General features: G+C 71.7%; 8 protein-coding genes. 3 read left to right on the top strand and 5 right to left on the bottom strand.

Annotation, left to right across the window (positions count from 1 at the left end; translation table 11 throughout):
- Positions 1-20 precede the first annotated feature (20 nt).
- From ACFXPK_RS26125 to ACFXPK_RS26105, 5 genes are all read right to left on the bottom strand, one after another.
- Positions 21-2168, bottom strand: coding sequence for a glycoside hydrolase family 127 protein (locus ACFXPK_RS26125; RefSeq protein ID WP_385079150.1), 2148 nt, complete (start codon positions 2166-2168; stop codon positions 21-23).
- A 71-nt stretch (positions 2169-2239) separates the two neighbouring features.
- Positions 2240-4231 (bottom strand): glycoside hydrolase family 127 protein, encoded by a 1992-nt coding sequence (locus ACFXPK_RS26120; protein WP_385079148.1) that lies wholly within the window; start codon positions 4229-4231, stop codon positions 2240-2242.
- A gap of 57 nt (positions 4232-4288) precedes the next feature.
- Positions 4289-5110, bottom strand: coding sequence for a carbohydrate ABC transporter permease (locus tag ACFXPK_RS26115; RefSeq protein ID WP_385079146.1), 822 nt, complete (start codon positions 5108-5110; stop codon positions 4289-4291).
- Between the two features lie 40 nt (positions 5111-5150).
- A complete protein-coding gene (locus ACFXPK_RS26110) occupies positions 5151-6116 on the bottom strand; it encodes a carbohydrate ABC transporter permease (RefSeq protein WP_385079143.1) in 966 nt (321 codons plus the stop codon).
- 66 nt (positions 6117-6182) lie between these two features.
- Positions 6183-7490, bottom strand: a complete 1308-nt coding sequence (locus ACFXPK_RS26105; RefSeq protein ID WP_385079140.1) for an ABC transporter substrate-binding protein — start codon at positions 7488-7490, stop codon at positions 6183-6185.
- A 223-nt stretch (positions 7491-7713) separates the two neighbouring features.
- Here ACFXPK_RS26105 and ACFXPK_RS26100 point away from each other — a divergent pair, with 223 nt between their 5' ends.
- The 3 genes from ACFXPK_RS26100 to ACFXPK_RS26090 all read left to right on the top strand — a co-directional run bounded on the left by ACFXPK_RS26100 (position 7714) and on the right by ACFXPK_RS26090 (position 13089).
- Positions 7714-8742, top strand: coding sequence for a LacI family DNA-binding transcriptional regulator (locus ACFXPK_RS26100; RefSeq protein ID WP_385079137.1), 1029 nt, complete (start codon positions 7714-7716; stop codon positions 8740-8742).
- A gap of 380 nt (positions 8743-9122) precedes the next feature.
- Positions 9123-11990, top strand: coding sequence for a hypothetical protein (locus ACFXPK_RS26095; protein ID WP_385079134.1), 2868 nt, complete (start codon positions 9123-9125; stop codon positions 11988-11990).
- A 13-nt stretch (positions 11991-12003) separates the two neighbouring features.
- Positions 12004-13089 carry a family 43 glycosylhydrolase gene (locus tag ACFXPK_RS26090; protein WP_385079131.1) on the top strand — a complete coding sequence of 362 codons (1086 nt, stop codon included), beginning with the start codon at positions 12004-12006 and terminating at the stop codon, positions 13087-13089.
- Positions 13090-13100: the final 11 nt, after the last annotated feature.

Below are 13100 nucleotides of genomic sequence, written 5' to 3'. Positions count from 1 at the left end.
CCGGCCCGCGCGGACCCGGCTCAGCGCCGCAGCCGCGCACCGGCCGCCGCGGCGACGACCCGGTCGCGCTCGGCGCGGCTGAACAGCCCCTCGGCCAGCCAGGTGTCGGCCAGCGCGCGCACCGCCGCCAGGAACCGGCCCGAGTCCGTGAAGGGGGCCCGCGCCCAGAGGACGTCGAGGAAGGTCGAGCCGTCGCCGCGGGCGCGGTTCGCCACACCGGAGTCGCTCGCGCCGAACACGACGACGGGCTCGGCGCGTCTGAAGTAGGCGTGGTAGCGGGCGGTGTCCGCGAGATGGAACGGGGCCAGGGTGAGCCCGTGCGTGGTGAAGTGCAGCGGGCGGCCCTCGGGGGCGATCGCGTCGGCGAGATCACCTCGGAGGGTGAAGTCCCGGTAGAAGGAGAACGCGCGGAACCCCGTCTCCGCGCTCCGCGCGACCAGCAGGACCGGTCCGTGGAAGAGCGACTGCACGGTGGGATCGTCCAACGCCCTTTCGACACGCAGCCGGTAGGGGGCGGAGATCCCGACCCGGTCGCCGCGCTGCCAGTTCCTCCGCAGGGTGAGATAGCTGCCCGGCACCCCCTCGGCCGGCTGGCGCACCCCGTTGACCGTGACGGTGAAGCCGCCCGTGGCCCAGGCCGGAACGCGGAGTCGCAGGTCGAAGGTGCCGCCGCCCTCGCGGAACGTCAGGGTGCGGACGCCCTCGGCCGGGTAGTCGCTCGTCTGCTCGACGACCAGCCCCTTCTCCGGCCAGCGCAGTGTCGAGGCGAGGTAGAGGTTGACGTAGAGCGCGTCGCCGTCGGCGGAGCGGAAGTAGACGGAGTCCTGGTACTTGGTGTGGTTCTCCATGCCGGTACCGCCGCAGCACGTACCGGTGTTGCCGTACGCGCGCGCCACTCCCGGGCCCATGCCGACGAAGTAGGTGACCTCCGGGCTCTCCGTGCTGCGGGCGTCCCGGCGGGAGGCGAGGATGTGGTTGGTCAGCCCCCGCTCGTAGTAGTCCATGTACGCGGGGTCCTGCCGGTGGAAGAAGAGCTGCCGGCTCAGCTTGAGCAGGTTGTACGTGGCGCACGTCTCGGCGTTCTTGTCGTCCAGTGTGGCCGCGACGGCGCCCCGGGCCCGGAACATCTCGCCCTGGCCCGTGCCGCCCAGGCTGTACATGCGGGGACCGGCGACCATGGACCAGAAGTGACGGGCGGCGTCCGCGTACCTCTCCTCCCCCGTGTGGTCGAACAGCCGCAGGTAGCCGGTGAACTGGGGGATGTGCTGGTTGGCGTGGAGGCCCGCCAGGACGTCGCGGTCCTCCGCGCAGGCCGTCAGCAGCGCGGTGTTGTCGAAGCAGCGGGCGGCGGCCAGGTGTTCCGCCCGGCCGGTGAGGGCGTGCAGATCGGCGAGGACCTCGTTCATCCCGCCGTACTCACCGGCGATGTAGATCGACCACATGCGCTCCAGCTGGGACTTCGGCAGACGGCCGAGCCGGCTGTGCACCCAGTCGCCCATCGCCGAGGCGATGGTCAGGGCCTGGGCGCTGCCCGCCAGGGTGTGCGCGTCGAGGAGACCGCGCATGATCTTGTGGCAGGTGTAGTACGGGGCCCAGATGGTGGGGTACGTCGTGTAGCTCTCCAGCAGGATGAACTGGGTCTCCGGGTACGCCGCCAGATAGCCGGGGTGGCTGGGGCGCGGTGAGCCGTGGTCCGCCAGGGCCCGCTGGCACTCGCCGAGCGCGCCGACCAGGTAGTCCAGCTTGGCCTTGAGCGCGCTCTCCCCCGTGTCGGCGTACGCCTGGGAGACGAGGGTGAGGAAGTGGCCGCCGTAGTGGCCGCGCAGATTGCCGTCGGCGGTCTCCCAGCCGCCGGGCGGCCGGGCGCCACGGGTGTCGAGCCCGGCGTTGGCGCGGAAGACGGCCAGGATCCGGTCGGCCGGGCAGGACCGCGCGTACTCCAGCATCAGGTCGCGCTTGCGCCGGAACACCCCGTCGCCGAGCGTCACCCCGTCGAGGGGGAAGGGGTGCGCCGTCCAGGTGGGCGGTACGGGGACGGGCGCCGGTGTGTTTCCCGCGGGCGTGGTGGACGCGGCGTACGCCGGTGCGGCGGCGGACACGAGGGGTGCGGCGGCCGCGGTCCCGAGGGCGACGCCCAGCAGGGTGCGCCGGGTGGGGGGTGGGGGCATGCTCGGACTCCGATCTCCGGTGGTCGGCGGGCGGGGCGGCGGCGTGGGGAGGGCACGGCCGCGCGAGGCGGTCAGGGGTTCACGGTCGGCAGCCAGACCCGCATGGTCGCGGGCCCCCGGTTCGCCCAGGAGTGGTACGGGACCAGGACGATCCCGGCGCGGTCGGCGGCGGGCGTACCGGCCGGGTCGTCGAGCGGCCGGTACGGCCAGGCCCCCTCGTCCCGCGCGCCGGGTGCGGCGATCTCTCCGGCGACCACGACGGTGGCGCCCTCGCCGGGCTCGCCGCCGGGCCCGGCGGAATCACCGGCTCCCGCGGGGCCGTCCTGCGGCGCGGCGGACGGGTCCACCCGTACCGCGTCGACGTCGTGCCCGTCCGGCAGGTCCACGGATTCGGCGCAGTAGACGAGCGGCCCGCGCTGTACGGCCACCGTGCCGCGCACCGCGTCGACGCGCGGATCGGCCCGGATCCACCGCGGCCGTACGGGCAGTTCGAGCCGGATCCTGTCCCCGGGCCGGAAGACGCGGGTGATCTCGGCCGTGCCCGGGGCGACCGTACGGCGGCCTCCGGCCGGGTCGGTCAGCCACGCGGTGGCGCCCGCCGTCCAGTCGGGGACGCGCAGGGACAGGGTCCACGGGCGGTCCGGCGACCGGTCGACACGCACCACCACATCCCCGCCCCACGGATAGTCGGTGAGGATCCGCAGGGCCACGCCGTGGCCGCCGGGGAGGGAGGTGGCGATCTCCGCGTCGGCGTACTGGTGCAGTTGGACGCCCCGGTCGTCGGCCGTCGCGAGGTAGGCCGGCAGTTGGGCGAGGGTCCGCGCCACATTGGTCGGGCAGCAGGACACCGCGAACCAGGGGGCGCGCAGCCCCGACGCGGCGCGCGGGCTCACGGTGTCCTCGGCGGGCACGGCGCCCCGTTCGCGCCGGTGCAGGGTGTTGGCGTAGAAGAAGGACCGGCCGTCCTGCGCCGGGGAGGTGGCGACCACGTTGAACAGGGTCCGTTCGGCCAGGTCGGCGTAGCGCGGCTCCCCGGTGGCCAGCAGCAGCCGCCAGTTGAGCATGACCGAGGCGACCCCCGCGCAGGTCTCCGCGTAGGCGCGGTCCGGCGGGAGGACGAAGTCGCCGCCGAAGGACTCGTCCCGGTGGTGCGCGCCCATGCCCCCGGTCAGATAGGTGCGCCGGGCGACGGTGGCCTCCCACTGTCGTACGACCGCGGCGAGCAGAGCCTCGTCGCCGGTCTCCACGGCCACGTCGACGGCGCCCGCCGCGAGGTAGAGGGCGCGGACGGCGTGGCCGCGCAGCACTCCGGCCTCCCGTACGGGCAGGTCGTCCTGGTGGTAGGCGCGGCCGAACTCGCCCTCGGGGAGCGTGCCGTGGCCCCGGCGTGCCACGAAGAGGGCGGCCTGGTCGAGGTAGCGGCGCTCCCCGGTCAGCCTGGCGAGTTCCACCAGGGCCGTCTCGATCTGGGGATGTCCGCAGACCGCCTCGGTGCCGCCCGTGCCGAAGGTGGCGCACACATGGTCGGCGGCCCGCAGGGCGATCTTCGTCAGCTCGCCCTCGCCGCGGCTGCGGGCCTGGGCGACGCCCGCCTGGATCAAGTGCCCGTAGCAGTACAGCTCGTGGCCCCACGCGAGGTCGCTGTAGCGGGGCGGCTGTCCGGGGCGGCCGAAGGCGGTGTTGAGGTAGCCGTCCGGTTCCTGGGCGGGGGCGACCGCCTCCGTGAGAGCGGCGCTCTCCGCGTCGAGCGCGGGAGCGGCGCCGGTGCCCGTCCCGGCCTGCCAGGCCAGGGCCTCCAGGAGCTTGTACAGCTCGGAGTCGGCGAACTCCCGCCCGCGCCGGTCCCGTGGGACGCGCCCCTCGGCGGCGGCCCGGAAGTTGCCGGTCCAGCCGGCGCGTGCCATCCAGTCGCGGCAGTGCCCGAGCGTGACGGTCTCGTTGACGTGCCGGCGCCGGGCCCAGAACCCGCCGGTGATCCTGACCTCGTCGAGACCGAGCGGTCGCAGCCGGCCCCGGGTCGGCGCCACCGGCAGGACGGCCGGGCGCGCCGTGTTCCCCTTCACGAGTCCATGCCTTCGGTTCGTCCCTTCGGTCGTGGTGTACGGCGCGCTCCGCGGGGTTCAGCCCTTGAGCGCGCCGGACATGAAGCCCCGTATGTAGTGCCGTTGGAGCAGCAGGAAGAGCAGCAGACAGGGCACGGCGAGGACCACCACGCCCGCCTCGGTGGCGCCGTAGTCGACGGCGCCCATGCTCTGCTGCCGCAGGTTCGCGACGGCCAGCGGCAGGGGTGCCTTCGCACTGTCGGAGATGAGGATCAGCGGTGCGATGAAGTCGTTCCAGGCGGCGAGGAACGCGAAGAGCCCGACGGTGATCAGCCCCGGCCGTACCGCGGGCAGGAGCACCCGGCGCAGCGCGCCCGCCGTGCCGCAGCCGTCGACGAGCGCCGACTCCTCCAGTTCGCGGGGCACCGCCTCGAAGGAGATCCGCATCATGAAGGTGGCGAACGGCAGTTGGAACATGGCCAGTACCAGGCTCAGTCCGATCAGAGAGTTCTGGAGATGGAGCCGGCCGAGGAGCACGTAGAGCGGGATGAGGAGAGTGGCGTAGGGGACCATGAGGATGGCCAGGGTGAGCAGGAACAGCGCGTTCCTGCCGGGGAAGTCGAACCGGGCGAAGGCGTAGCCGCCCAGCAGGGACACCCCCAGGGTCAGGGCGACGGTCAGCGCGGAGACGACGGTGCTGTTGAGGAGGTACCGCACCAGGCCGGCGTCGTACTGCAGCAGGGTGCGGTAGTTGCCGAGACCGTAACCGGATTCCTGCGCGGTGCCGGGCTGGCCGCTGACGGACGCCCAGGCGTTCCACAGCAGCGGGAAGAGGAAGATGACGGCCAGTCCTCCGGCGAGGACGTAGTAGGGCGTACGGCCCAGGGCGCGGGTCAGCACGGTGGTCTCCCTTCCCCGGGGGTACGCCATGGGACCGGCCTCATGACGCGTCGGCGCGGCGCAGGCCGCGGAACTGGGCGGCGTTGAGCAGGAGCAGGACGGCCAGCACGATGATCGAGAGGGCCGCCGCGGTGCCCAGGTCCAGCCGCTGGAACGCCTCCCGGTAGATCAACTGGACGACGGTGACGGTGCTGTTGTCCGGTCCTCCCTTGGTGAGGATGAAGAACTGGTCGAAGGCGAGCAGCGATCCGGTCACGCACAGCAGGAGGGTCAGGGCGAGGGAGGGCCGCAGCAGCGGCAGGGTGATGGAGCGGAAGATCCGGCCGCGTCCGGCGCCGTCCATCCGCGCCGCCTCGAACACCTCCTGGGGGATGCGCTGGAGTCCCACGAGAAGGATCAGCATGTAGAAGCCGGCGAACTTCCAGACGATGAGGAACACGGTCGACAGCAGCGCCGAGGTCGGGGTGGAGAGGAAGGAGACCGGGTCGTCGACGAGTCCGAGCGTGTCCAGGAGGTGGCCGAGCGGCCCGGTGGTGGGGCTGTACAGGCCCCAGAACAGCAGCGACGCGGAGGCCAGTCCGAGGACGCCGGGCAGGAAGTAGACCGTACGGAAGAAGCCCGCGCCGGGCCGGGACTCCTGGACGAGCAGGGCGAGGAGCAGCGCCAGTCCGAGGAGGACGACGGTGACGATCACGGTGTAGAGGAGGGTGAAGCGGACGGCGGGCCAGAACAGGGTGGTGTCGGTGGCGTCGGTGTAGTTCTCGGGGGCGTTGAGGCCCCGGTCCCCGGCGAGCAGCGGCCAGTCGCTGAGGGACATCTGCCCGACGAGCAGCAGCGGGAGCAGGAAGAAGACCGTGACGAACAGTGCGGTGGGGGCCGCGTAGGCGAGGCCCTTGGCCTTGCGGGACCGCCACCGGGGCGGGGTGGTGCGGGCCGGGGCGGCCCGGCGGGCCGCCGGCCCGGCCCGGTTCCCGGCCGCCACCGGCTCGGCCGTCTTCAGATGCATGGCTCTCCTCCGCCCGCCGTGCGTGGTGTGTTCCTCTTGTCGTGCTGTCGCGGGGCGGGTGGCCGCTCAGTCGGCGAGCGACGCGGTGACCGCCTCGTTGTCCCGGTCGACGGAGGCCCCGTCGCCGAAGACGGCATGGCGCATCAGGGTCAGCCAGGGCCCGTTGGGATCGTTGAAAGTCTGGCCGAACTTCGGTGCGTACGGGGTCCGCCCCCGTGCCACGAGTTTGTTGATCGTCACCAGGCGCGGGTCCGCGGCGGAGTGTGCGTTGGCGGCGAGATCGGTGCGGGCCACGACGTCCTTGTGCGCGGCGACCACCTCGACCTGCGCCGTGTCGCCCAGCGACCAGGCGAGGAAGTTCCATGCCTGGTCGGGTGAGTCACTGGTGGCGGAGATGCCGATGGCGTCACCGCCGACGAAGGTGGACGCGCCGCCGTCGGGCCCGGGGATGGGCGCGACGCCGAGGTCGAGGTCGCGGGGCATCAGCCCCAGGGTGGTCGAGGGCATGGGCATGACGCCGACCTGCCCCTTCGGGAAGAGCCCCGTCCAGGTGGTGCCCGTCTCCTCCCGCGCCCCGGGGGCCACGATGCCGTCCTCGACCCAGCCCCGGTAGGTCCCGTAGACCTTCTTCGCGGTGCCGGAGGCGAGGTTCGCCTCGGTCCCGTCCTTGTCCAGCACCTCCTCCCCGGCGGCCCAGATCGACGGCCACCAGGTGAAGACGCCGCAGCCGCCGCAGTTGCCGCCGAAAAAGGTGCCGTCGACACCGCCTCCCAGCGCGTCGACGGCGCGCGCCTGCCGGTCCCACTCGCCCAGGGTGGTGGGCGGGGCGTCGGGGTCGAGTCCGGCCCGCCGGTACAGCTCCTTGTTGTAGAAGAGCACCGAGAGGTCGAGGGTGTGCGGCACGACGTACTTCTTCCCCTCGTACGTGCCCGCCTTGATGTGCGAGCGCGCCAGGTGCTCGGCGAAGGGCAGGGCGTCGACGCGTTCGGTGAGGTCGGCGAAGAGCCCGCTGGAGGTGTAGTTGGGGACGAACACCACGTCGGAGGCGAACAGGTCGGGCAGGTCCCGGGATCCGGCGGCCGCGCCGACCTTGGCCTGGTAGTCGTCGGTGGGGACGACGGTCAGCTCGATCCTGTTCCGGTGGCTCGCGTTGTAGGCCTTGACCAGGCCCTCGCTCTGCGGCCGGGTCGCCGCCCGCGTCCACATCGTCAGGGTGGTGCCGTCGTCGGCTCCCCCGGCGTCCGCCGGTGCGCCTCCGCCCGAGCCGCCGCCCCCGGAGCCGCAGGCCGTGACCAGGCTCGCGGCGGCCAGCAGCGCGGCTGCGCGCAGGAGGAGGCGGTGGATCCGTCCAGGTGGTCCGGTGGTGCTTCTCATGTCGATCCCCCTGGGGTGGCGGTGGGACGAACGAAAAGGCTTTCAGAAAGCTAGAACCCGGCCCGGCTTCCGTCAATCCCCTTACCGCAGTGACGATGTGACGCATCGTCGAAACCCGAGACGGCCCCTGGGCACGCCTTGACCGAAAGTTCTCGGTTACGGTTCTACGCGCGACGTGCCGCTCCGACGGTCCCGGCACGCGACGCGAGACAGGAGAACCGCCATGACACGGGCCACCAACCCCTCCCGTTCGCAGCCCGCCACGCTCAACGACGTCGCCCGGCTGGCGGGCGTGTCCGTGGCCACCGCGTCGAAGGCGCTCAACGGCCGCAGCCAGGTGCGCGCCGAGACCCGGCAGCGGGTGATCGAGGCGGCCGAGCGTCTGGCGTTCCGGCCCAACCAGTTGGCGCGCGGCCTGCTGGCCGGGCGGACCGGCACCGTCGGTCTGCTCACCAGCGACCTGGAGGGCCGGTTCAGCATCCCGATCCTCATGGGCGCCGAGGACGCCTTCGGGGCGGGTGAGGTCGCGGTGTTCCTCTGTGACGCGCGGGGGGACGCGATCCGCGAGCAGCACCATGTGCGCGCGCTGCTCGGCCGCCGGGTCGACGGCCTGATCGTGGTGGGCAGCAGGACCGATCCGCGGCCGTCCCTCGGCCGTGAGCTGCCCGTCCCCGTCGTCTACGCGTACGCCCCCTCGGACGATCCGGCGGATCTGTCCATCGTCCCCGACAGCGTGGGCGGCGGCCGGCTCGCCGTCGGCCATCTGCTGGCCTGCGGCCGTACCCGTATCGCGCACATCACCGGCGACCCCGGGTACCTCGCCGCGCGGGAGCGGGCCGACGGCGCGCTGGCCGCGCTCGCCGACGCCGGCCTCGCCCCGGTCGGCGAACCGCGGTTCGGGGTGTGGTCGGAGGGCTGGGGGCGGGCGGCCACCGCGATGCTGCTCGACCAGCACCCGGAGGTGGACGCCGTCCTGTGCGGCAGCGACCAGATCGCCCGCGGCGTGATGGACGTCCTGCGCGAGCGCGGCCACCGGGTGCCCGAGGACGTGGCGGTGATGGGCTTCGACAACTGGCAGGTCCTGACCTCCGCCTCGCGCCCACCGCTGACCAGCGTCGACATGAACCTCGAACAGGTCGGACGGACCGCCGCGCAGGCCCTGTTCGGCGCGATCGCCGGGGCGCGGCGCTCCGGCACCGAGACCCTGCCGGGCCGGGTGGTGATCCGCGGGTCGTCGGCGCCGCTGTCCTGAAAGCGGCGGTCGGCGCCGCCGGGCCCCGCCCGCCTCCCTTGACACCCCAAGATCCCGGACCTACGTTGCGAAAACCTTTCAGGTCGTTTCAGTACGTCTCGGAGACGCGGCGGAGCCCTCCCCTGTCCGACCTTCTTCCTCGCTCTCCGGCGCTTCCACGTGTGGCTTTTGTCAGGAGCACCACATAGCCGGCGGTGCGCTCGCCGGCGCCCCCGCGAGCAGAAGCTCGCTGTCAACTGGATAGGGAGCATCCGATGAGAAGACGACGGACGGAGCCCCCGGGAGGGGGCGTCAGCAACGCTCTGCGCCTCTGCGCGCCACCCTGGGCCGGCCGGTCCCGGCGTGGCCGCGGCGCGCATCCGGGAACGGCGGGCCCTGCCATGAAGCGCCTCGTCGTCGCACTGGTGATGCTCGCCTGTTCCCTCCTCGCCACGCCCGCGGCCCACGCCGACCAGACCATCGGGTTCCCCACCTTCGGCGGACCCGCGATCCCGGCCCCGCCCACCGCGTACACACCGGGCGACATGATGCGGACCATGTACGACGCGGAGAGTTCCGGCACCGACTTCTGGATGGACCGGCTGCTGGCCCGCACCGGCAACGACCCGGCCGGATCCTGGCTGATGAGCCGTGGCCGCGCGCTCTTCATGAAGACGCACAACCCGGCGGTGCTGGGCTTCGGCGGCCATGTCGCCTACTGGGAGAGCGTCAACGACAACAACGCGTACACCGTCGCGATCACTCCGGGCACCTTCACGGAGCAGGTCTCCCAGCGCCGGCAGACGCCCAGCCACTGGACGAGCGTGCACACCGGCGGCTCGGTCACGGTCAGCCAGACCAAGTTCATCACCGACAACAACGTGGCCGTGACCAACCTGTCGATCAGGAACGCCGGTCCGGCCGCCACCACACTGCAGTTACGGGCCGCCTCGCCGTACGCCACGACCGGCGGCGGCAGTGAGCTGACCGGGCAGGTCAACGCCTACAACAACCTCACGACCCTGCGCCCGCGCCTCACCGGCGACGGCTTCACCGCCACCGGCGGCCAACTGGTCCGGTCGGTGACGATCGCGCCCGGCGCCACGGCGACCGCCAAGGTCGTGATGGGCTTCGTCACCGACGAGATCCCCGCGTCGCTCACCGAGTACAACGCCTACGCGGGCTACTCCAACGCGACCGCGTTCGCCACCCACGTCCGGGCCTACAACCTGTGGTGGGCGCAGAACGTGCCGTACATCGACGTGCCCGAACCGGCGATCAAGAAGAACATCTACTACCGCTGGTGGCTGATGCGCTTCAACAACCTCGACGCCGACATCCCCGGGCAGACCTTCCAGTTCCCGACGTCCACCGAGGGCGTCCTCGGGTACAACAACGCGATCGCGCTCACCCAGCCCATGCACATCGACGACCTCAAGTATCTGCGCGATCCGTCGTACGCGTACGGGGACTGGCTCAGCGTCGGCCAGGTCTCCAAGGGCGGGCGGTTCCTCGACAACCCGGGCGACCCGGAGAACTGGTCCAACAGCTACACCCAGTACATCGCCGAGGCCGCGTGGAAGAGCTACCAGATCCACGGCGGTCAGCCGGGGATCGCCGCCAGCCTCGCCCACTACGCGGAGGGCGACGTCAAGGGCCAGCTCGCCCAGTACGACCACGACAACAACAAGCTCATCGAGTACGACTGGGGCGCCATGACCGGCAACGACGCCGACGCCGTCTCCTTCCACTGGAAGCCCGGCAACATGGACCGCGCCGAGTCCGCCTACCAGTACAGCGGCGCGCTCGCCGCGGCGCAGGCGTACGAGGCGACCGGCAACACGGCCAAGGCCACCGAGATGCGCACCCTCGCGGGCCAGATCAAGGACGCCATCCTCAACGTCCTCTGGAACCCGAACCGGCAGCTCTTCGAGCACCGGCTGAAGTCGACCAACGAATGGGTGCCCTGGAAGGAGATCAACAACTACTACCCGTTCTCGGTCGGAGCCGTCCCGGACACCGCGACGTACAAGCAGGCCCTGCGGCTCTTCGCCGACCCGGCCCAGTACCCCGTCTTCCCCTTCTACACGGCCAACCAGACCGACAAGAAGGCGGCGGCCGACGCCGGGAACCCGGGCTCCAACAACTTCTCCACGATCAACTCCACCGTGCAGTTCCGCCTCTACTCCTCGGTGCTTCGCAACTACCCCAACACCTGGATGAACGCGACGGACTACAAGAAGCTGCTCTACTGGAACACCTGGGCGCAGTACGTCGGCGGCAACACCCAGTGGCCGGACGCCAACGAGTTCTGGGCCGACTGGAACGGCAGCACCGTCAACTACCGTTCGTGGATCCACCACAACATCCTCGGCAGCAGCAACTGGACCGTGATCGAGGATGTCGCGGGGCTGCGGCCGCGCGGCGACGCGAAGGTCGAACTCTCCCCGATCAACATCGGGTGGAGCCACTTCACCGTCAACAACCTCCGCTACCGGGGCGCGGATCTCTCCATCGTCTGGGACGACCCGGCCGACGGGGTGCAGCGTTATCCCGGCGTCCCCGAGGGCTACTCGATCTACGTCAACGGGAACCGCGCCGCCACCGTCAACTCGCTGGTGCCCTTCACCTGGGACCCGGCCACCGGCGAGGTCACCACCAGCGGCACGGTCACGTACCGCACGGCCGTCGCCGGTCTGCGCGCCCCCAACCAGGTCGTGCAGAGCAGCCCCCGGATGGTCGACATGCTCGCCAAGGCCGGCGTCGACCTCACCGCCGACCTGCCCAACCTGGCCTCCGGGGCGGCGGTGTCCGCGTCCTCCACCGGATCCGGCACCGGCGTCGCGGGCGCGGTCGACGGGTACCCCACCAACGAGCCGTTCTGGGGCGCCGGCGGCTCCCCGGGCGGACAGGACTGGTACGAGCTGAACCTCGGCACGGCCCGCACCCTCGACGAGGTGCGGCTGTACTTCAAGGACAGCCGCCCGGCGAGCGCCGCCTACCGGGCACCCGCCGCGTACACCGTCCAGTACCACAACGGCAGTACATGGGTGAACGTACCCGGCCAGACCAGAAGCCCGGAGGTCCCGCGGGCCAACTACAACGTGGTGCGCTTCCCGGCGCTCGGCGCCCAGCGGATACGGATCCTGGTCACCCACGCCTCCGGGGCGAGGACGGGGCTCACCGAGGTCAAGGTCCACCGCCGCGGCGGCGCCCAGCCCTCGGCCGGGCCCCTCGCGGCGACGGCGTACACCCCCACCCACCGATGAAGGACGTGGCTCAGTGACCCGTTCCAGATTCCTGTCCGCGCTCGTCTCCGTACTCGCCCTGGTGGTCGCCCTCCTGGTGGCGCCGCCCGCGTCCGCCGCCCTCGCGGGGACCGACGGGCCGGCCGGTTCCGCCGGTGACCGCACCGCCCTGGCCACCTTCACCAACCCGCTCTCCCAGCACGGGCCCGACCCCTGGCTCACGTACCACAACGGCTTCTACTACCTCGCCACCACGACCTGGAACTCGACGGTCACCATGCGCAGGTCCGCCACCCTGGCGGGGCTCGCCACCGCCCCCGACCAGGTGATCTTCCGCCTGACCCGGCCCAACGGGGCGGGCACGATGTGGGCCCCGGAGTTCCATCTGCTGGACGGCCCGAGCGGGAAGCGGTGGTACTTCTACTACACGGCCGGCCGGGAGCCGTACAACCTGGGCACCCAGCGGATCCACGTGCTGGAGAGCGCCGGCCAGGACCCGATGGGGCCCTACACCTTCAAGGCCGATCTGCTCGACCCCACGCAGGACAACACCTGGGAGCTGGACCCGGGCATCCTGCAACTGGACGGCAGGCTCTACCTTCTCGGCACCTACTACAACGGCTCGCAGCCGATGTTCATCCGCCCGCTGTCGAACCCGTGGACCGCGAGCGGCACCCGGCGGCTGCTGTCCACCCCGACCTACGCCTGGGAGACGGTGGGCGGCGCGGTCAACGAGGGCGGCGAGGTCCTTCAGCGGGGTGGCAGAACCTTCATCGTCTACTCCGCGAGCCACTGCTCCACACCCGACTACAAGCTGGGGATGCTCACCTACAACGGCGGTGATCCGCTCAACTCCTCGTCCTGGGTGAAGTCGCCGAACCCGGTCTTCCAGCGGTCCAACGCCAACGGTGTGTACGGTCCGGGCCACAACGGCTTCTTCAAGTCGCCCGACGGCACCGAGGACTGGATCGTCTACCACGCCAACGCCACGGCCGGCGGGGGCTGCGACATGAACCGCACCACCCGGGCGCAGAAGTTCACCTGGAACGCCGACGGCACCCCGAACTTCGGCACACCGGTCGCCCTCGGCACCCAACTGACCGCGCCCTCGGGGGAGTAGCCGCCCCTCCC

This window comes from Streptomyces sp. NPDC059142 (assembly GCF_042755665.1).
Lineage (GTDB): Bacteria > Actinomycetota > Actinomycetes > Streptomycetales > Streptomycetaceae > Streptomyces.
This window is presented reverse-complemented; position numbering and strand designations above follow the sequence as displayed.